General features: G+C 68.5%; 18 protein-coding genes. 7 read left to right on the top strand and 11 right to left on the bottom strand.

Annotated features, from left to right (window positions below):
- Positions 1-172: 172 nt before the first annotated feature.
- The 5 genes from ACFQ91_RS13360 to ACFQ91_RS13340 all read right to left on the bottom strand — a co-directional run bounded on the left by ACFQ91_RS13360 (position 173) and on the right by ACFQ91_RS13340 (position 4,410).
- Positions 173-1,654: a catalase gene (locus ACFQ91_RS13360; RefSeq protein ID WP_198500458.1), complete on the bottom strand. Its 1,482-nt coding sequence runs from the start codon at positions 1,652-1,654 to the stop codon at positions 173-175.
- 262 nt (positions 1,655-1,916) lie between these two features.
- Positions 1,917-2,294 carry a fluoride efflux transporter CrcB gene (crcB, locus tag ACFQ91_RS13355; protein WP_198500459.1) on the bottom strand — a complete coding sequence of 126 codons (378 nt, stop codon included), beginning with the start codon at positions 2,292-2,294 and terminating at the stop codon, positions 1,917-1,919.
- Positions 2,291-2,788 (bottom strand): CrcB family protein, encoded by a 498-nt coding sequence (locus ACFQ91_RS13350; protein WP_198500460.1) that lies wholly within the window; start codon positions 2,786-2,788, stop codon positions 2,291-2,293. Before ACFQ91_RS13350 ends, crcB begins: the two co-directional genes overlap by 4 nt.
- Positions 2,789-3,186: 398 nt before the next feature.
- Positions 3,187-3,516, bottom strand: coding sequence for a nuclear transport factor 2 family protein (locus ACFQ91_RS13345; RefSeq protein ID WP_198500878.1), 330 nt, complete (start codon positions 3,514-3,516; stop codon positions 3,187-3,189).
- Positions 3,517-3,654: 138 nt separating this feature from the next.
- Positions 3,655-4,410: an SDR family oxidoreductase gene (locus ACFQ91_RS13340; RefSeq protein WP_198500461.1), complete on the bottom strand. Its 756-nt coding sequence runs from the start codon at positions 4,408-4,410 to the stop codon at positions 3,655-3,657.
- A gap of 113 nt (positions 4,411-4,523) precedes the next feature.
- On the opposite strand from ACFQ91_RS13340, the gene ACFQ91_RS13335 reads away from it, so the two are divergent.
- The 5 genes from ACFQ91_RS13335 (at position 4,524) to crtI (ending at position 10,662) form a co-directional block, all read left to right on the top strand.
- Complete coding sequence (locus ACFQ91_RS13335; RefSeq protein ID WP_198500462.1) at positions 4,524-5,225, top strand: TetR/AcrR family transcriptional regulator; 702 nt, start codon at positions 4,524-4,526, stop codon at positions 5,223-5,225.
- A gap of 207 nt (positions 5,226-5,432) precedes the next feature.
- Positions 5,433-6,956, top strand: a complete 1,524-nt coding sequence (locus ACFQ91_RS13330; RefSeq protein ID WP_198500463.1) for an SDR family oxidoreductase — start codon at positions 5,433-5,435, stop codon at positions 6,954-6,956.
- A 37-nt stretch (positions 6,957-6,993) separates the two neighbouring features.
- On the top strand, positions 6,994-8,118 hold the full coding sequence (locus ACFQ91_RS13325; protein ID WP_376870165.1) for a polyprenyl synthetase family protein: 1,125 nt from the start codon (positions 6,994-6,996) through the stop codon (positions 8,116-8,118).
- A complete protein-coding gene (locus ACFQ91_RS13320) occupies positions 8,115-9,002 on the top strand; it encodes a squalene/phytoene synthase family protein (RefSeq protein WP_198500465.1) in 888 nt (295 codons plus the stop codon). Before ACFQ91_RS13325 ends, ACFQ91_RS13320 begins: the two co-directional genes overlap by 4 nt.
- Positions 9,003-9,072: 70 nt before the next feature.
- Entirely contained in the window at positions 9,073-10,662 is a 1,590-nt protein-coding gene (gene crtI, locus ACFQ91_RS13315; protein WP_198500466.1) for a phytoene desaturase family protein, read from the top strand.
- Positions 10,663-10,852: 190 nt separating this feature from the next.
- Here crtI and ACFQ91_RS13310 read toward each other — a convergent pair whose 3' ends face one another.
- The 6 genes from ACFQ91_RS13310 to idi are packed head-to-tail and all read right to left on the bottom strand — an operon-like array spanning position 10,853 to position 16,610.
- Entirely contained in the window at positions 10,853-12,343 is a 1,491-nt protein-coding gene (locus ACFQ91_RS13310) for a deoxyribodipyrimidine photo-lyase (protein ID WP_198500467.1), read from the bottom strand.
- A complete protein-coding gene (locus tag ACFQ91_RS13305; protein ID WP_344258437.1) occupies positions 12,340-14,043 on the bottom strand; it encodes an FAD-dependent oxidoreductase in 1,704 nt (567 codons plus the stop codon). The genes ACFQ91_RS13310 and ACFQ91_RS13305 overlap by 4 nt, the downstream gene beginning before the upstream one ends.
- Positions 14,040-14,378: a lycopene cyclase domain-containing protein gene (locus ACFQ91_RS13300; protein WP_198500469.1), complete on the bottom strand. Its 339-nt coding sequence runs from the start codon at positions 14,376-14,378 to the stop codon at positions 14,040-14,042. The genes ACFQ91_RS13305 and ACFQ91_RS13300 overlap by 4 nt, the downstream gene beginning before the upstream one ends.
- Entirely contained in the window at positions 14,375-14,842 is a 468-nt protein-coding gene (locus tag ACFQ91_RS13295; protein WP_198500470.1) for a lycopene cyclase domain-containing protein, read from the bottom strand. Before ACFQ91_RS13295 ends, ACFQ91_RS13300 begins: the two co-directional genes overlap by 4 nt.
- The gene (locus ACFQ91_RS13290; RefSeq protein ID WP_344258435.1) at positions 14,842-16,068 is read right to left on the bottom strand and encodes a cytochrome P450; all 1,227 of its coding nucleotides are present in this window, start codon (positions 16,066-16,068) and stop codon (positions 14,842-14,844) included. The genes ACFQ91_RS13295 and ACFQ91_RS13290 overlap by 1 nt, the downstream gene beginning before the upstream one ends.
- A complete protein-coding gene (idi, locus tag ACFQ91_RS13285) occupies positions 16,065-16,610 on the bottom strand; it encodes an isopentenyl-diphosphate Delta-isomerase (RefSeq protein WP_198500472.1) in 546 nt (181 codons plus the stop codon). Before idi ends, ACFQ91_RS13290 begins: the two co-directional genes overlap by 4 nt.
- A gap of 128 nt (positions 16,611-16,738) precedes the next feature.
- Between idi and ACFQ91_RS13280 the strand changes: the two genes are divergently transcribed.
- Together ACFQ91_RS13280 and ACFQ91_RS13275 are read left to right on the top strand one after the other, a co-directional pair.
- Complete coding sequence (locus ACFQ91_RS13280) at positions 16,739-18,025, top strand: adenylosuccinate synthase (protein ID WP_137824795.1); 1,287 nt, start codon at positions 16,739-16,741, stop codon at positions 18,023-18,025.
- A gap of 431 nt (positions 18,026-18,456) precedes the next feature.
- Positions 18,457-19,113 (top strand): hydrolase, encoded by a 657-nt coding sequence (locus ACFQ91_RS13275; RefSeq protein WP_198500473.1) that lies wholly within the window; start codon positions 18,457-18,459, stop codon positions 19,111-19,113.
- Positions 19,114-19,198 lie beyond the last annotated feature (85 nt).

The following is a 19,198-nucleotide window of genomic DNA, read 5'->3' as shown; positions in this document are numbered from 1 at the left end:
ATCCGCCGCCGGTGCGAGCTGACGCCCGCGCGAACCGCGCCCATGCTGAACCGGGGACGGGCGAAGCGCCCGGCCACCCGCTGCCCCTGTGTGGGGAGAGGGCGACCGGACGCTTGTCGTCGAGGCGTGGGCGACGCGGGTCGTCAGCGTGAGACCAGGACGCGGTCAGGTCTCACTGACCGCGGTACTTGGCCTCGATGGCCTGGCCGACCTCGTCGTCGATGTTCTTCCAGTAGGCGAACACGTTGGAGAGCACCGGCTCTTCGACGTCGGCTCGCAGCATGTCGACGACCGTGTCGACGAGGTCGGCACGCTCCTGCTCGGTGTAGACCTCGCGGACAAGGGTATGAGCCTGTCCGAAGTCATCGTCGTCGCGGTGGAGCGTGTAAGCGCTGCGGACGAGTTCGCCATCGGCCTCCCAGCCGTTGTCGACGACGCCCTGCGTGTCCTGATACGCGCGACCATACGAGTTGGGGGCGTACACGGGGGCAGCGCCGGTGTGGTGATACTGCATGTGCCCTTCCTTGTCGTAGTTGTTCGTCTTCACGACGGGTGCGTTGACCGGCAGCTGGTTGAAGTTCGTGCCGATCCGGTTGCGCTGGGCATCCGGATAGGAGAAGACGCGACTGAGCAGCATCTTGTCCGGTGAGACACCAGTGCCCGGCACCGAGTTCGACGGGCTGAAGGCCGCCTGCTCGATCTGCGCGAAGTGGTTGATCGGGTTCTGGTTGAGGGTGAAGCGACCGACCTCGTGGAGCGGGTAGTCCTTCTTCGACCAGATCTTCGTGAGATCGAACGGGTTGAAGCGGTAGTCCTTCGCCTCGGCGTAGGGCATGATCTGGACGGAGAGCGTCCACGACGGGAAGTCCCCGCGCTCGATGGATTCGAAGAGGTCGCGGCGGTGGATGTCGGCATCCTCGCCCGCGAGCTTCGCGGCTTCCTCGTTGCTCATGTTCTCCACGCCCTGGTCGGTGTGGAAGTGGTACTGGACCCAGAAGCGCTCGCCGGCCTCGTTGACCCACATGTACGTATGCGAGGAGTAGCCGTTCATGTTCCGCCAGGTCTTGGGCAGACCGCGCGGTCCCATGAGGTAGGCAACCTGGTGGGCCGACTCCGGGGAGAGCGACCAGAAGTCCCACTGCATGTTCGGGCTGCGCAGACCTGAATCGGGCAGGCGCTTCTGAGAGTGGATGAAGTCGGGGAACTTCATCGGGTCGCGGACGAAGAAGACCGGCGTGTTGTTGCCGACCATGTCGAAATTGCCGTCCTCGGTGTAGAACTTCAGGGAGAAGCCCCGGACGTCGCGCCACGAGTCGGGGGAACCGAGCTCACCGGCGACGGTGGAGAAGCGGGCGAGCATCGGAGTCGTCGTACCCGGCTGGAGGAACGCCGCCTTCGTGTACTGCGAGACATCCTGGGTGACGACGAACTCGCCGAAGGCACCGGAACCCTTCGCGTGCGGGCTGCGCTCGGGGACGCGTTCGCGGTCGAAGCGGGCGAGTTTCTCGACCAACGCCACGTCATGGAGCAGCAGGGGCCCGTCGGGCCCCACGCTCAGCGAGTGGGCATCCGACTGCCGCTCGGCACCCTCCTCCGTGGTGGACGGCTTCTTCGGATCGAACCAGGCATCGACTTGTTCTTCAGGCGTGGGCATATCTGCTCTCCATTCACATCGCTGTTGACGAGGACCGATCGACGCGTGAAGAGACTTCACGCAGCCATCTCTGACTCCACTCTAGGACCGGGTCGGCTCACCGGCCAACACGGATCGAGGGGACTCTCAGTCTGGGCAGCGAACCGGCACTGGCCGCGTGATACCTGGTCGACTGCGAGGATTTAGGCAACACGTGTCTTGTCGAAATGCGACGGTTTCGGCAGTGAGCGGGTTCGCCGCGTCGCAGACCCGGCCTCCGGCGTCAGGCGAGCCCGCCCAGCCACAGCCCCAATCCTGCCGCGGCGGTCGCGACCACGAGCGTGCCGAGGGCGCTGACGGCGCTGATCACCCACGTGCGCTCCTGGAGGAGGCGCACCGTTTCGAAGCTCGCCGTCGAGAAGGTCGTATACCCGCCGAGGAAGCCGGTGCCGATGACGAGGAACCATGCAGTGGGCAGGAGCTGCCCGGCCGCGAGCCCGGTGAGGTACCCGAGGACGAGTGACCCGGAGACATTGATCGCGATCGTCCCCCACGGCGTCGACCCGCGCAGACGCGCCTTGATCAGCCCGTCGAGAACCATCCGCGCCACCGCGCCGAGCCCACCGGCCACGGCGATCGTCGCGAACACGAGCGCCGTCATCGTGATCCTCCCTCGTCCCAGTTCGCCGAGGCGGTGCCGGGTCGTCCGGCGGAATCGTCGGCCGTCGTCTCCACCGCAGCAGGGTTGGGCCGGTGCGTGAGCGAGCCGATCGCGATGCCCGCCCACGTCGCAAGCCCGCCGAGGACCACCGTGCCCAGTCCGTAGGCGAGCCCGGTCCTCACCCCGCCGTCGCCGAGGAGGCCCGCGGTGTCCGCGGCCAGCGCGCTGTACGTCGTGAACCCGCCCATGAAGCCGGTGCCGAGAAGGATCCGCAGCATCCGGCGCCGCCCCTCATCCGGACCGCGGCGGGCGAGGGCATCGAGGAGCAGCCCGAGGAGGAACGCGCCGACGAGGTTGATTGCGACGATCGCGATCGGCATCCCGCCTGCTGCGGGGAGGAGCCGGCTGAGCCCCTCGCGGGCGGCGGTGCCGAGCGTACCGCCGATGAACGCAAGACCGAGGTGGGAGGCGCGGAGGTGCACGGGCCGGCTCATGCGCGCCCCGCGGTCCGCAGCGGCACGACGACGAGCGGGCGCTGCTGATGCTGGGCGAGCTGGATGGCGACCGAGTCTTCGAAGAACTCTTGGAGCGACCCTCGCAGCCCCGCCGACGACGATGCGCGCCCGCGGGGTACGGGAGTCGGGGGCTGGATGCGGGGTGGTGTCGGGTGCGGGACTCACGGATGTCCTACCTTTCGGGCATGCTGGTGCCGGTCAAGGTAGGGACTGTTGTCGGGCACCCCGGGTGAGGGTGCGGGTCCGAGGTTGGGTACGGCGAGCCCCACCGCCGTGACGCGCATGCGCCACTGCCATTGTGGCACACGCGCATGGGGCGGTGGGGCTCGGTTCGTGCGGCGGCTCGGACGGAAATGCCGTGGCCCGGGTTCCTGCGGTCAGCCCTCGCGGATCGTCATCGAGGTGATGAGGTGGCCATCGGTGATGAACGTGAAGGCGGAGCGACCGTTGGCGTGGTTCGAGCGCCAGTCGCCGATGACGGTGACGGCATTGCCGTCGACGCTGACCTCTTCGGGGGTGAGGGTGGGTTCGGAGCCGATGAACTCGGTGTCACTCCACGCTTTGATCTCGTCGCGGCCGGTGAAGGTCCGGCCCCAGTCGTCGACGGTGGCATCAGGGGCGAGAGCGTCGAGGAAGCCCTGGCCGTCGTGGGCATTGACGATCTCGATGAAGTCGGAGACGGGGTGGGGGATGGGCTGGTCGGTCATCATCTCTCCTCGGTTGTGTCGGTGCCGCGGTGTCGGTGTGCGGTCGGGATGCCTGTGATGGGTCGGTTCTCAGCGTAGGGGTGCGCAGGGTCGGTGGGAAAGGAACGCGCCCTTCTCTGTTCGCGCCGGTCTGCCGACTCAGCGGGTCGTGTAGCCGCCGTTGGCGAAGATCGTCTGCCCGGTGATCCACCAACCGTCGGTGGCGAGGAAGCGGACGATGGGGGCGATGTCCTCGATCTGCGTGAGCTGGCCGCCCATCGCCTGGGACTTGTGGAACTCGACGCGCTCGGGGGTCTCCTGCCCGTAGAAGAACGGGGTGTCCATCGGGCCGGGGGCGACCGCCGTGACCGAGATGCCGCGATCGGCAAACTCCTTCGCCGCGGCTCGAGTGAAGTGCTCGACAGGGCTCTTGCCGCCGGCGTAGGTCGAGTAGCCGTCGGTGAAGGCACCGAGCAACGCGGTGACAATCGTGATGATCGCACCGTCATCGACAAGGTGCCTGCCCGCCTCTTTGATGAAGAAGTATGCGGCCTTCGCGTTGATGTCGAACATGGAATCGTACTCGGCCTCGGTCGTCTCCACGATCGGCTTGCGCAGCACCTTCCCGACCGTGTTGACCGCGACGGCGATGGGACCCAGCGCCGAGGCGGCATCGGCGAACAGGGCCGCGACCGCCTCCGGGTGGGTGAGGTCACCGGTGAGGAGGACGCCCTTGGTGCCGGTGGCTTCGACGGCTGCGAGAGTCTCCTCGGCCTCGGGTCGGGAGGACTCGGAGTTGAAGTGGATGGCGACGTTGGCGCCCGCCTCGGCGGCCTGGCGGGCGATGAGTCCACCAAGATTCTTGCCGCCCCCGGCGATGAGGACGTTCCTGCCATTGAGGGTGCGTGCGGTCATGACTGCTCCTTGCATTTCGGTGATCGGTGTGGTGCTGCTCTTCGGTTGTGCAGTGCCGATTATGTACCAGCGATACATAAAGCTATTGCAACAGTACACGATAAGATCGCGATGTGACAGAGGAGACTTCATCCGATACGCGGACCCGGCTGCTCAACGCCGCCGCGGACCTCATCGCGGCGGCGCCCGGCGAGGATTTCTCGCTGCGCGCGGTCTGTGACGCCGTCGGAGTGAAGATGCCGACGCTCTACCATTTCTTCGGCAGCAAACAGGGACTCATCGAGGCCGTCATCGACCGCGGCTTCGAGATGTATCTTGCGACGAAGTCCGCTTCCGAGCCCGCTGCCGCTGATCCCATTCAGGCGCTGCGGCAGGGCTGGGACGCCCATGTCGCCTTCGGTCTGGACAATCCCGGGTTCTACACCCTCATGTACGGCAAGGTCCGGCCCGGCTATTCACCCGAGGCACAGTCGAAGCCGAGTGAAATGCTCCGCGCGCTGGCGAAGCGGGCCGAGGACGAGGGTCGCCTCGTCGTCGGGTACGAGCAGGCCGCAGCACATGTCCTTGCGACGAACATCGGCGTGACCCTGCGTCTGATCATCCTCGGCCGCGACGACCCGAAGCTCTCCGCCGACGTGCGCGAAGGCGTGCTCGCGGCGATCACCGGTACGGGACCAGGTCCGCGCGACGACGAGACGGCTGATTGCCGACTCGGGCACACGGTCATCGAACGGGCGGCTGCACACCCCGAGATCCTCGGCGAGACCGAGACTCAGCTGCTCATCCAATGGATCGGCCGCCTCGGCGCGGGATGAGCACCGGGAATGCGGGATGATTCCCGGGGATCCGAAACGATTCCCGGGGTCCGAAAGTCAGGGCACCCTGTGCTCAGCGTCCTCGCGGCGAGTGTAATGTGGGTCACCAGGGCTGTTGCACGATCTCGCGGCGATGGCAGCACACCCTGCCGTGAGAGCAGGCCGCGGTGACGGTGACCGTCACGTCGAATCGATTGTGGGGGCCGTATGAACGACGCAGACGAGTCGGTCGAGACGATTCCGGTCGCCGAAGTGCCGCGCACCGTTCTCGTGCTCGGTGCCACCGGGTACATCGGCGGCCGCCTCGTCCCCCGCCTCCTCCAGGCCGGGCATTCGGTGCGCGTCGGGGTTCGTTCACCTCAGAAGCTCAAGGCCGTCCCATGGACCGATGACGTGGAGATCGTCACCGTCGATCTCGACGACGGAACCGGCCTCTCCGAGGCGGTCGCCGGGATCGATGTCATCGAATACCTCGTCCATTCGATGGGGTCCGGCCGGGACTTCGAGACGAAGGAAGCCGAAGCCGCCCGCCGCCTCGCCGATGCGGCTGCTGCGGCCCACGTCGACCGCATCGTCTACCTCGGCGGGCTTCATCCGGACTCCGACCACCTGTCCGTGCACATGCGCTCCCGGGCCAAGGTCGGTGAGATCTTCCTCGACTCCCCGACCGCCGCCATCGTCTTCCAGGCCGGGATCATCATCGGCTCCGGCTCGGCGTCGTTCGAGATGATCCGCCACCTCGCAGAGACGCTGCGGTGGATGCCTGCCCCGGACTGGGTGGCCAACAAGGTCGAACCGATCTCCGTGCGCGACGCCCTGTACTACCTCGTCGCCGCCGCCTCGGTGCCGGGGAACATCAACCGCACTCTCGACATCGGGTCCCGAGATGTCCTCACCTATGCCGAGGTGATGAAGGAGTTCGCCCGGATCGCAGGCCTGCCATCCCGCCACGTCATCGCCCTGCCGCTGCCGGCGGCGAAGCTCTCCGGGATCTGGGTGGGCCTGGTCACCCCGCTCCCCTTCAGCCTCACTCTCCCGCTCGTCCAATCCCTGCAGGAGGATGCGGTGACGGACGATCACGACATCGACGAGGTCATTCCACCCCCGACCTCGGGTCTGAAGACCTACGAAGAGGCGGTGCGCCTGGCCCTGCGTCGCGAGACCGAGGGCGCGGTCGATACCAACTGGGACGCGGATTCCGGGGTGCTCGAACAGGCCGCGAAACCTCTGCCCAACGATGCGCAGTGGGCGGGGCGGCGCCGGTTCGAAGACGACCGCACTCGACTCATGCCGGGCCTCGACGTCGCCGACGTGTGGGCGGTCATCGTCGGCATCGGCGGGGCCAATGGCTGGTACTCGTGGCCACTGGCGTGGAGGATCCGCGGAGTGTGGGACAAGGTGGTCGGCGGTGCCGGACTCAACCGGGGACGCCGGCTGCCCGACTCCCTGCGTCTGGGTGATCCGCTCGACTGGTGGCGGGTCGCGCTCATCGAACCCGAATCACGACTCGTCCTCTCCGCGGAGATGAAGGTGTCGGGCAACGCGTGGCTCGAATTCGCCGTCCGCCAGGAGGGAACGGCCACGCGCTACCGGCAGCGGGCGATCTTCATCCCCTCGGGTCTGCGCGGGCGCCTCTACTGGGTATTCGTCTCCCCCTTCCACCGGTTCATCTTCCCCGCCATGGCCAAGAACATCGAGAAGGCCGCCCGGGCCCGGCCGAAGTCGCACTGACTCCCGTCCCATCTCCCCTTTGCGAAAGGCCGCCTGTATGGACACGACGTCGGCAACGGCTGACACCCGGGCGCGGGACCGGATCAGTGCGGCACTGAGCGAGTTCTTCACCGCCCGCACCGAGCGCGCCCGCCTCTACGGCGACGATTTCGCCTCTCTCTGGGAGGTCGCCCGCGACCGAGTGACCGGCGGCAAACTGGTCCGGCCCCTGCTCTTCCTCGACATGCTGGGCGCGTTCGCCCCGATGACCTGTGACCACCCGCAGATCGTCGAGGACCCCTTCACCCGTGTGGCCCTGGCAGAGACGGACGACCCCGTCACCGCCGAGGCGGCAACCGCGGTGGCGCTGGCCTGTGAGCTCCTCCACTACGCCCTGCTCCTCCACGACGACGTCATCGACGGCGACCGGCAGCGACGCGGCCGACCCAACCTCATCGGCGCTCTGCAGGCCGGCCGCGACGCCCCCGGCGCCGGGCACTGGGCGAGCACCGGGGCGATCCTCATGGGCGATATGCTTCTGGCCGCCGTCCACCACATCATCGGCACCCTCGAGGTGACCGGGGACAAGCGCTCAGCCCTGTTCTCCCTGCTCGACCATGCGCTCATCGAATCCTCGGCCGGGGAGTTCCTCGACGTCGGCCTCGCCGACGGGGTCATCCCCGCCGCCCCGGACACGGTGCTCGCGATGAGCTCGTTCAAGACCTCCGCCTACTCCTTCACCTTCCCCATCGTCGCCGCCGCCATCCTCACCGACCGTCCCCCGCTCCTCCAGACCCAGCTGCGCCCGATCGGCGCCCACCTGGGCTTGGGGTTCCAACTCCACGACGACCTGCTCTCGGCCTTCGGCACGCCTGAGTCCCACGGCAAGGACGCCTACTCCGACTTTCGGGAGGGCAAGATCACCGCGCTCGTCGCCCACGCCCAGGGCACCGAGGCGTGGGGGAGGGTTGCTGGGATCTTCGGGGACCCGCAGCTCACCCATGCCGGGGCCCGCGACATCCAACAGGCGCTCGCCGACTCCGGGGCCCTGGCCGAGGTCGAATCCCTCATCGCCGCCCAACGCCGCAGCTTCGCCGAGGCCATCGACTGCAGCGACCTGCCGGGCCACGCCACCGCCGTGCTCACTGACATCGCCGCCCGCCTGGACGGACGCACCGTATGACGGCGCTCGACACGTACACCCGTGCCTCCCAGCGGGCGGCGAAGGCCGTCATCGCCGGCTACTCGACGTCGTTCGGCACCGCGACGACCCTGCTCGGGCCCAGCCACCGCGCCCACATCCGCAACGTCTATGCGCTCGTTCGCATCGCCGATGAGATCGTCGACGGCCTGCCCGCCGAAGCGGGGCTGAGCCCCGAGGACGAGTCCGCGATGCTCGAGGGCTTCATCGCCGAGACCCACCGCGCCCTGGCCCGGGGGCTGAGCTCTGACCTCGTCATCCACGCCTTCGCCCACACCGCGCGGATCACCGGCATCGACCGCGACCTGGTCGACCCGTTCTTCGCCTCGATGCGCACGGATCTGCAGGCCAACGCGGACCGCTCGGTGCGGCGGTTCACCTGCCAGGAACATGCGGAGTACGTCTACGGATCCGCCGAGGTGGTCGGCCTGATGTGCCTGCGCGTCTTCCTCCACGACAACCCCCGCACCCCGGATCAGACGGTGCTGCTCGAACGCGGGGCCCGCAGCCTCGGTGCAGCGTTTCAGAACATCAACTTCCTCCGGGACCTCGCCGACGATCACGCCCGCTTGGGCCGCAGCTACCTGGCGTCCGACGGTGCACTCGACGCGGTCGGGCGCGATGAGTGGGTGGACACGATCCGCCGCCAACTCGCCGAGGCCAGGGAAGCGATCCCGCTCCTGCCGCTCGACGCCCGGGTGGCCGTCGACGCCGCCACCGCCCTGTTCACCGCGCTCAACGACGAGATCGCCGTGTCCCCGGTCGACCGACTCTACCGCGAGCGCGTGCGCATCTCCGACCCGGCCAAGGCCCGGCTGCTCGTCCGCTCGGCCCTGACAACCGTGGGCAAGGGGCGGCGACGATGAGGGTGAGCGCAGTGGCGCGCGGATCGCGTGTGCCCGCGGTGGGGCGTGTGCCCTCGCCGAGGTGGCTGCGGTGAGTCGGGTCAGCGTGATCGGGGCGGGCGTGGCCGGGTTGGCCACCGCGTGCCTGCTCGCCCGTGACGGTCACCAGGTCACGGTGTTGGAGAAGAACGCCGAAGTGGGCGGCCGGGTGGGTCGCATCGAACGCAGCGGGTTCCGCTTCGACACCGGACCGTCCTGGTATCTCATGCCCGAGGTCTTCGACCACTTCTTCGCCCTCATGGGCACGAGTGCCTCCGCCGAGCTCGACCTCACGCTTCTCGACCCGGCCTACACGGTCTTCACCGACCCGAGCGCTACCTCGGGCAGCGATCCGGTGACGATCCCGGCCGGACGGGAGCGGGTTCTCGACGTCCTCGAGTCGTTGGAGACTGGGGCGAGGCAGCGCCTGGAGGCCTATCTCGCCTCGGCCGCCGACGCGAAGACGATGGCGGAGCGGTTCTTCCTCTACAACCCGTTCACCGCGCCGAGCTCGGTCCTCGAACGGTCGGTCCTCATCGCGCTGCCGCGGCTCGTCCGCCTGCTCACCGAGAGCCTCGCCCACCGCGCCGAGGCGACTGTGGTCCATCCGCGGATCCGACAGATCCTGCAGTACCCGGCGATCTTCCTCGGCACCGATCCGCGGGCCGCACCGGCGATCTATCACCTCATGAGCACGCTCGACCTCGATGAAGGCGTGCAGTATCCGAAGGGCGGGTTCCGCACGATCATCGACGCGCTCGAGCGGTTGGCGCGGGCATCTGGGGTCGACATCCGCACCTCGGCGACGGTCGAATCGATCGATACGGATGCGGCCGGCGATGATTCGACCCGTCGCCGGGCTCGCCCCACGGTGACCGGCCTGACCTGGACAGACGCCGCCGGCAAGCGGCGCTCGGACGATGCGGACATCGTCGTCTCCGCCGCCGATCTCCACCACACGGAGACCGCCCTCCTCGCCGCGGACGAGCGCACTTACCCGGAACCGTGGTGGGACACGGTGACGAGCGGGCCGGGGGCGGTGCTCGTCCTCCTCGGCGTCGACGGGCAGCTGCCCGAGCTCGCTCACCATTCGCTGTTCTTCACCCCCGACTGGGAAGTCAACTTCGACGACATCTTCGGGTCCCGGCCGCGCCTGCCGCACCCGGCCTCGCTCTACGTGTGCCGGCCGTCCGCGACCGATGTCACCGTCGCACCCGACGGCCAGGAGAACCTCTTCGTCCTCGTTCCCGTTCCGGCCGATCCCGGGCTCGGCGAGGGTGGGCCTGAGGGCACCGGCGACCCGCTCATCGAGCGCACCGCCGATCGCGCGATCGACCAGATCGCTCGGTGGGCGGGCATCCCCGACCTGCGCGAGCGCATCGTGGTCCGCCACACGATCGGCCCGACGGATTTCGCCGCCGACTACAATTCGTGGCTCGGCGGCATGCTCGGACCCGCGCACACACTGCGGCAGAGCGCGATGTTCCGCCCCCAGAACCGGTCTCGCACCGTCGACGGACTCTACTACGCCGGCGGCACCACCGCGCCGGGTGTGGGGGTGCCGATGTGCTTGATCAGCGCCGAGGTGGTGCTCAAGCACATCCGCGGCGACCAGACCCCCGGGCCGCTGCCCGAGGAGTGAGCGCGCGAGCCATCGCCGCGTGCGGATCCGTCCCGCTGCCGAAGGAGTGAGTCAGCGCGCAGGTACTCCTCGACGGCCGCAGGTCAGCCCTCCCGGCAGCTGGGGAACTCCAATTGCCCGAGAACGTCGGCGAAGCGTGTCCCGTCGAGGCGGTTGCCGCCTGGCTCCTCCCCGGTCTCCGGCGATCCGCTCATCGAGTCGTCTCGTTCTTCATCCTGTCGTAGGCGGCCAATGCTGCCTCCCGGGATTCCTTGAGGTCGACGATCGGCGAGAGATCCGCCCCCGCCTCGGCGCTGGGATCATCCTTCCGCGGGTCCCCGCCGGGCCCGCGGCCGAGCCACTGGGCGACGTACTCACCGTGGGGGTCGAAGCGCTCGGCCTGGCGTTCGGGATTGAAGATGCGGAAGTACGGGGCGGCGTCGGCCCCGCACCCGGCGACCCACTGCCAGGACACCGGATTGTTCGCCTCATCCGCGTCGACGAGCGTGTCCCAGAACCACTGCTCCCCGTCCCACCAGGGCTGGAGCAGGTTCTTCGTGAGCAGGCTGGCGGTGACCATGCGCACCCGGTTGTGCATCCAGCCCATCTGCCACAGCTGCGCCACCCCCGCATCGACGAGGTCGATCCCCGTCGTCCCCGCCTGCCAATGGTCCAGCGCCTCCGGATCGTCCTCGTAGGGGAAGCGCGCGAACTCCTCGCGGATCGGCTCGGTCGCGATGTTCCGGTGATGGTAGGCCAGATGCCAGGAGAACTCGCGCCAGTAGAGCTGCCGGATCCAGGCCTGCTTGTCCGCCTCGGCGACCGAGGCCGATTCCGCGGCGTGGAGCAGCTGTCGCGGCGAGAGCTCCCCGTGCCGCAGCCGTGGCGACATGCGCGACGTGCTGTCGGGATCGCCCGGGACGTCGTGGGCGGAGGTGTAGCCGTCGATGCCTCGACTCAGCTCGCCGAGGTGGTCCTCCGCCGCCCGACATCCCGGGGCGTGCGGCCCGGTCCAGTGCTCGGCGATCGTGCCCTGCCACCACTGCGGCGTCCGGGCGGCGGCGAACTCCCCGGTCCCGGTGTCCGTGCCGTCGAGGAGGCCGAGGCCGTCGAGGTCGGTGACCGCCTGGCGTTTCCTCGCGGGGTCGAGGCGGGCGGCGGAGAATCCCTGCTGCTTCTCCGGGGCGGGGAGGACGTCGTCGATGTGGCGGTCGCGCACGGCCTTCCAGTACGGGGTGAAGACCTTGTAGTGGTCGCTGCTCTCCGGGGCGATGGTCCACGGTTCGACGAGGAGGGCCCCGGGATGGGAGTGGACGCTCAGACCGTGGTCGTCGAGGTCGGCCTTGATCCGGGCGTCGAGGTCGCGGGAGGCCGGGGCATAGCGGCGTGACCAGCGCACGGCGTCGACCTCGAGGTCGGCGGCCATCCGCGGCAGGATGGTCGCGGCCTCACCGGCGGCGAAGAGCAGCGGGATGCCGAGGGCCTCGAGCTCTGCTTCCAGGACGGCCAGTGATTCGTGGGCCCACCAGCGCGCGGCCCCGCCGAGCGGCCGAGGTCCGAGCCCGTCGGCGTCCCGCTTCTCCCGGATCCAGACCCCGATCACCCGGCCGTCCGAGCGGGCGGCGGACAGCGCCTCGTGGTCGCCGACCCGCAGGTCGTCGCGGAACCACACGAGCGTGACATGGTCGGAGGCTGCTGTCATCGGCCGGTCCCTTCAGTGGGGGTGGGGGTGTGCGCGGCGAGGCCCGTGACAGGCGCGGTCGCTCGCCGCGGCGGCGCGCCGTCGCGGTGGTCGGTGCGGTGCGGTTGTGGTGGGTTTGCCTGCGGGGTCGCGGGCCGAGGTGCTGGCGGGGTGGCGCGCAGTTTCCCGAGCAGACCACGGCGCAGCAGGCCTTTCGTCGGTGGCGACCAGATGTCGGTCCCGGCTGTCCGCCAGCCGGCGAGCAGATGGTTCGCAGCGAGATAGCCGGTTGTTGTCGCGCGTTCCATGAGCGCGACCGGCGTCTCACAGCGCACCCAGTCGCCGGCGAGCACGAGACCGGGCAGCGGTGTGACGACGCCGGGGCGCTCACCCCACGGCCGGATGTCGACGAGCCCGCAGTCGTCGTCGATGAGCAGCTCCTGGGCGAGGATCGGCAGGTGCGCGGTCTCCGGGTAGATCTCGTGGAGGTCGGCGAGGAGTCGCTCGCCGAGGCGGTGTTCGTCCTCGGTGTCGTCGGCGGAGAGGGCGTAGGCGTGGAGTTCGACGACGGATCCGCCGTGCTCCCTCGCCCAGTCGGCGGCCCCGGCTTCGAAGCGGTCGAGCACGGAGACGTTGTCAAGGAGGGCGAACCCGCTGGTGCCGAGGAAGGCCGGACGCGTCGGATCGACCGCCTTGGCGAACCAGAGCCGGAGCACCGCGAATGCCGGAGCGTTGCGTTCGGCCGCGACCCGGGAGAACCAGGCGGAGCGAGACGCAGCGGAGGCCGACTCGGCGTCGGCGCTGATGCCAGCCGCCGCCTCGGCGGTGGCGATGAGCGCCCGTGCGCTCGCCGGATCCGCGGCGAGGACGACGGCATCGGAGACCAGTTCGTCGCCGTCCTCGGCCCTCACCGTCCACCCGTTGCCGTCCGGTCGCAGCGCCGTCGCTCTGCACCCGGTCACGATGCGCACGCCCAGTCCGCGCAGGTACTGACCGAGCGGCGCCCACAGGGCGGTGTCGTAGTCGTCGTCGGGCACATCGAAGAGCAGGCCCTCGGCCGAGCCGGCGAAGTACGTGTGGAACATCGCGACCAGCTCGCCGGCGGAGAAGTCCTCAGGGTCGGCGAAGAACGAGCGGGCGAAGACCTCGAGGGCCAGGTGCCTGGCCTCGGTGGGGAAGCGCAGTCGGTCGAGGAACGCCGCCGCCGACTCGCCGTCGTAGCGGTGGAAGGAGGCGGGGAAGTCGACGTCGATGAGCTCGCATGCGCTCGTGACGTCGATCTCACCCAGCGCAGTCAGCGGGAAGGTCGGGCTGGTGAGGACGAACCCGGCGAGGTTGAACGGCGGGGTGCGGGGGATGCCGGCGAAGGAGTCGGTGGCACCGCTTCGGCGGGTGAGCGGATAGTCCGCGATCGGGCGCAGTCGGGACAGCTCCGGGGCGGTGCGGCTGAGCAGGTCGCGCAGGTTGTAGTACTGGCGGAAGAACGCGTGGAATCCGCGGCTCATCGTCCGCCCGTCCTCGAGCGGCCAGGCGCTGACTCGACCACCGAGGCGCTGGCAGGCCTCGAGGAGCGTCACCGTGACACCGCGTTCGGCAAGGATCGTCGCGGCCGCGAGCCCCGCGATGCCCCCGCCGATGACGGTGACCGACTTCGGGCGCAGCACCCGAGCCCGACCGGGTGGGGCGGGCACGAACTCGGCACGGGGATCGCTCGGGATCACGGGGTCGCCTCGGCGTCGTCATTCGACGGTCTGCGGTCGAGCCTGCGCTGCCAGAGCATGAGGACTGCGGTGATCATCGCGAACCCGAACCCGAAGTCCTCGATCGGGATGTCGAAGGGAAAGCGGATGCCTGAGAACATCTCCGGGTTGTAGATGACGATCGGGTTCGACAGCTTCGTCAGCCACCCGTCGACGAGGCACTGGAAGGCCAGGCAGATCGCGAGTGCCCCCCAATACCGTCCGCGACGGAAGATGCCTGAGCGGACGATGAAGAGTTCGAGGACGATGACGACGATCATGCCGAGACCGGTCATCACCGTGTATTCGGGGATCACGACTCGTCCCCTTTCGGTCGGCGGTCTGCGCGGTTCGCTCGGCGCTGCACGGCGGTGGTCCCCGCTGCGGCGTCGGTTGTGCCCGCGACCGCGTCCGCCGAGGTGGTGCCCGGGTCGCGCGTGGGAGTGCCCGCGCCACCCCGCCGCCGTGCGACGACGTCGATGACGGTGCCCACGGCTTCGTAGCTGAGCAGCGCGCAGAACGGGATGACGACGAAGAAGACGAGCTCCTCCAGCGGCAGGGTGCCGAACTCGATGCCGGTGACGAACCGCGGGTTGTACGTCCAGTGGTCGCGGGCGATAGCGACGACGTCCCAGATCGCGAAGACGATGACGACCGGGATGAGCGCAGCGAGAAGCACCCGCCACCGGCGGTAGACGCGGGCGGCGAAGACGAATTCGAGCGGCAGGGTGATGAGAACACATGCGCCCATGAGCGCGAGGTACTCCCAGGGGCCGGCCATCAGTGCCTCCGCGGACGGGCGGGGACGGAGAAGCCGAGCTCGAGTCCGCGGAGATGACAGCCGGCGATGACGGAGTCGTGGCCGACGGTGGGTGCGGTGAGCAGTCTCGGCTCGCAGGCCAGGAGCCGGTGGAGGAGGGCATCGGTCTCGATGAGCGCGAGCGGCTGCCCCGGGCAGCGGTGTGCTCCGTCGCTGAAGCTCAGGCCTGCCGACAGCGGGACGCTGGGGGCGCGCTCGTCAGCGGTGCCCGGCCGGGAGACGTGCCGGCGCTGGGTGCGGAAAGGACAGACCGTCTCGGCGTCGGGACCGAACGTCGAGGAATCGACATTGGCCTGTGTCACGTCGATGTCGATGAGATCGCCGGCCGGAATCGTCGTCGCGTGGCCGTCGACGTCAAGGGTGAGGTCGTCGGTAACGCGCCGGAAGAGATGACCGACGATGGGGTCGAGTCGGATGAGCTCTGCGAGCAGGGCGAGCCGGGTCGCACGGTCAGCGGGGAGATAGCGCTGTCGCAGGTCGTCGTCGGTGAGCAGCCGCCACGCGGCGACAGTGATGAACTCCCTGGTCGTCACCATCCCTGCGGTGCCGTAGGTGACGCATTCGACGAGGATGTCGGCCGTGCTGCTGCCGGAGTCGAGGAGGTGGGAGATGATGTCGTCGCGGTGGTCGCGGCGATGCGCACGGATGGCGGGAAGGACATCGGCGGCGAAGAACTTCGTCAACGGAAGGAGTCCGTTGATCGCGGCCTGGAGCCACTGGCGGTTGGTTCGGCCCCAGTTCGGCGCGGACAGGTCGACCGGCGGCTGGCGGAAGAAGGCGACGAGGCGGCCTGCCAGCGCCTCCACCGGTGCCTCGGTGAGTCCGACGATCCGGGCGGTGACGTCGACCGTGTAATGCAGTGCGGCGCGATCGAGCCGGCAGCGTCCGGTGACGACTGCGTCATCGACGATGGCTTGGGCGCAGGCGTCGATGTCAGCCGCATACCGATCGTCGATGACGGCGGGGGCGAAGAAGCGAGCAAGCTCGCGACGCTGGGCGTCATGAGCAGGACCGTCGGCGATGAGGATCGGGCGGTGGGTGAACCAGCCCTGCGGGATCCGCTCGGCGGTGAACCCCGCTTGGGTCGTGGCGTGGCGAGCGCGCAGGATCGCTCTGGCCGCGTCGTAGGACCGGATGCGCCAGTAGCCTGGGGTGCCTGGATGATGGTCGATCGCGGCAGCGCTCATACTCGCAGCTTCCCCGCGATCTCGCCGCTCAGCTGCTCGACCATCCACGGGCTGAAGGCGAATGGAGTCGCAGCAACGGCGGCACGCAGGTCGGCCAGCGATGTCCAGTGGCAGTCGGCCACCTCGGCGGGGGAGGGGCGCAGCGGTGCGGCGATCCGGGCGACGTAGACGGGGCACGCCTCGTTTTCGACGACGCCGCCGGCATCGACGGCGCGGTAGCGGAAGTCGCGGTCGACGAGGCGAAGGGCGGTGACGGCCGTGCCGAGTTCCTGGTCCGCCCGGCGGGCGATCGCGTCCTCGATGCTCTCGTCCGGGCCGGGATGCCCGCAGAAGCTGTTCGTCCATACCCCCGGCCATGTGGCTTTCGACAGTGCTCGACGGGTGAGGAGGATGCGGTCGTCATCGTCGATCAGATAGCACGAGAACGCGAGGTGAAGCGGCGTCTCCGTCGTATGAACCTCGGACTTGAGCATCGTCCCGGCAGGGTGCCCTGCCTCATCGAGGAGGACGACCCGTTCGGCAGCGGTGGTGGGATGAGCCATCTGTCATCTGCTCCTTCGAACACAGGCCGGTTTGCTCCAATGCTACCGGTGCGGCGGTCGTGTCGGTGCCTGCCAGTAGACTGTGGTGGTAACGACTCCCCTTCTTTCACTTGAGGTGACATCAACTCATGCCAGCAATCGTTGTCGTCGGCGCTCAGTGGGGCGACGAAGGTAAGGGCAAGACCACCGACATCCTCGGCACCAGCGTCGACTACGTCGTCAAGCCCAACGGTGGGAACAACGCAGGTCACACGGTTGTCGTCGGCGGTGAGAAGTACGAGCTCAAGCTGCTGCCGGCGGGAATCCTCTCGCCGAACGTCACCCCGGTCATCGGCAACGGCGTCGTCGTCAACCTCGAGGCCCTCTTCGAGGAGATCGACGCCCTCGAGTCCCGTGGAGCCGACACCTCGAAGCTGCGGATCTCGGCGAACGCGCACGTCGTCGCGCCCTACCATCAGACGCTTGACAAGGTGACCGAGCGGTTCCTCGGCAAGCGGGCGATCGGGACGACCGGGCGCGGCATCGGACCGGCGTACATGGACAAGATCGGGCGGCTCGGCATCCGCATCCAGGACATCTTCGACGAGTCGATCCTGCGGCAGAAGATCGAGGGGTCGCTGCACCAGAAGAACGAGCTCCTCGTCAAGGTCTACAACCGTCGCGCCGTGAGCGTCGACGAGGTCGTCGACTACTTCCTGCCGTTCGTCGAGCGGCTGCGCCCCTACGTCGCCGAGACCGAGCTCATGCTCAACGACGCCCTCGACCGCGACGAGGTCATCGTCATGGAGGGCGGACAGGCGACGATGCTCGACGTCGACCACGGCACGTACCCGTTCGTCACCTCGTCGAACCCGACCGCGGGAGGATCGTGCGTGGGCTCGGGCATCGGGCCGACCCGCATCAACCGCGTCGTCGGCATCGTCAAGGCCTACACGACGCGGGTGGGCGCCGGACCGTTCCCCACCGAGCTCTTCGATGAGATGGGGGAGTACCTGCAGAAGGCCGGCGGCGAGTTCGGCGTCAACACCGGACGCCCCCGCCGCTGCGGCTGGTACGACGCGGTCATCGCGCGCTACTCCGCGCGGGTCAACGGCTTCACCGACTACGTGCTGACTAAGCTCGACGTCCTCACCGGCATCGAGCAGATCCCCGTCGCCGTCGCCTACGACGTCGACGGTGAGCGCTTCGACGAGATGCCGATGACGCAGACCGACTTCCACCACGCCACCCCGATCTACGAGTACTTCGACGGCTGGACCGAGGACATCTCGACGGCACGGACCTTCGAGGACCTGCCGATCAACGCGCAGAAGTACGTCCTCGCGCTCGAGGAGATGTCCGGATCGCGGATCTCCGTCATCGGCGTCGGCCCCGACCGCGAACAGTCGATCGTCCGCCACGACCTGCTCGACTGACGGTCGTGTTCGGGGATATGCCCTCCCCGGCCGACGCTGATGTGCAGAGCAGAGACCTGCCCGACTGACCTTCACGTGCAGAGCGGTCAGCTGCACGCGAGCCGTCTGCAGAGTGCGCAGCGGTCTGTTCGTTCAGCGTGGTCTGCTCGCTCAACACTGAGCGTGATTGTCACCGCCTCGGCGGCTGCGCGGCCCTTCGCTCAACAGTTGGCGGGAAAAAGTCGTCTTCGGTGTCGACATTTTCACGCCAACTGTTGATTGAGCCGAGCCGCGGGCCCCTTCCAGCGACCAGCGCCACCGGGAATCATTCGGTTTTTAACAACAAGTGCCATCGCGGCTCTCATCAGGCATACTTGAGGCCAAAGTTGTTGAAGGTGATACGTTTGCCTCCCGCGCGAACGCCGCCGACCTCATCCCCCTAGGAGGACGCAATGGCCAAGACCCAACCGGAGCCGGTTCGCGATCCGGACATCGATCACCTGCTCACCCCGAGCAACTGCGCCATCGCGCTCATCGACTACCAGCCCGGCCAGTTCGCGACCGTGAGCTCGACGTCGAAGGACGAGATCATCCTCGGCGTCGTCACCCTCGCCAAGCTCGCCCGGGCCTACGAGATCCCCACCGTGCTCTCGACCGTCGGCGTCGACCTCGGCGTCAACACCGGCACGATCACTGAGATCACCGACGAGCTGCCCGGAGTCGAGGAGATCGACCGCACGGGCGTCAACTCGTGGGAGGACGCGGACTTCCGCGCCGCGATCGAAGCGACGGGCCGCCGGAAGATCGTCATCGCCGGGCTGTGGACCGAGGTCTGCCTCGCGTTCCCCACCCTCGACCTCCTCGAGGAGGGCTACGACGTCTACCCCGTCATCGACGCAGTCGGCGGTGTCTCGACGGTCACTCACGACCAGGCGATCAACCGCATGGTCTCGGCCGGGGCCCACCCGATCACGTCCCTGGCCTTCGGCGCCGAGCTCATGCGCAACTGGGCGCGCCCGGACTCCGACCTCTACCGCACGATCATCAACGACTACTTCGCCCGCAAACGGGCGATCGGCGACGCGACCGGGGACGTCTTCAGCAGCTGAGGCACCACCTCGGCGCCGGACCGACCACCCGGTCACGGTCGGTGCCACCGCACCACCGCACCACCGCACCACCGCACCACCGCAC

Source organism: Brevibacterium sp. NPDC056726 (genome assembly GCF_042790515.1).
GTDB lineage: Bacteria > Actinomycetota > Actinomycetes > Actinomycetales > Brevibacteriaceae > Brevibacterium > Brevibacterium sanguinis.
The sequence above is the reverse complement of the archived record's forward strand: the minus strand, read 5'-3'. Positions and strand labels throughout refer to the sequence as shown.

Coding starts and splice junctions, on each gene's coding strand:
- ACFQ91_RS13360 (WP_198500458.1), bottom strand. CDS start 1,654: ATGCCCACGCCTGAAGAACAAGTCGATGCCTGGTTCGATCCGAAGAAG.
- ACFQ91_RS13295 (WP_198500470.1), bottom strand. CDS start 14,842: ATGGCCGGCCCCTGGGAGTACCTCGCGCTCATGGGCGCATGTGTTCTC.
- ACFQ91_RS13330 (WP_198500463.1), top strand. CDS start 5,433: ATGAACGACGCAGACGAGTCGGTCGAGACGATTCCGGTCGCCGAAGTG.
- crcB (WP_198500459.1), bottom strand. CDS start 2,294: ATGACGGCGCTCGTGTTCGCGACGATCGCCGTGGCCGGTGGGCTCGGC.
- ACFQ91_RS13340 (WP_198500461.1), bottom strand. CDS start 4,410: ATGACCGCACGCACCCTCAATGGCAGGAACGTCCTCATCGCCGGGGGC.
- ACFQ91_RS13320 (WP_198500465.1), top strand. CDS start 8,115: ATGACGGCGCTCGACACGTACACCCGTGCCTCCCAGCGGGCGGCGAAG.
- ACFQ91_RS13310 (WP_198500467.1), bottom strand. CDS start 12,343: ATGACAGCAGCCTCCGACCATGTCACGCTCGTGTGGTTCCGCGACGAC.
- idi (WP_198500472.1), bottom strand. CDS start 16,610: ATGGCTCATCCCACCACCGCTGCCGAACGGGTCGTCCTCCTCGATGAG.
- ACFQ91_RS13350 (WP_198500460.1), bottom strand. CDS start 2,788: ATGAGCCGGCCCGTGCACCTCCGCGCCTCCCACCTCGGTCTTGCGTTC.
- ACFQ91_RS13325 (WP_376870165.1), top strand. CDS start 6,994: ATGGACACGACGTCGGCAACGGCTGACACCCGGGCGCGGGACCGGATC.
- ACFQ91_RS13280 (WP_137824795.1), top strand. CDS start 16,739: ATGCCAGCAATCGTTGTCGTCGGCGCTCAGTGGGGCGACGAAGGTAAG.
- ACFQ91_RS13345 (WP_198500878.1), bottom strand. CDS start 3,516: ATGACCGACCAGCCCATCCCCCACCCCGTCTCCGACTTCATCGAGATC.
- ACFQ91_RS13290 (WP_344258435.1), bottom strand. CDS start 16,068: ATGAGCGCTGCCGCGATCGACCATCATCCAGGCACCCCAGGCTACTGG.
- ACFQ91_RS13275 (WP_198500473.1), top strand. CDS start 18,457: ATGGCCAAGACCCAACCGGAGCCGGTTCGCGATCCGGACATCGATCAC.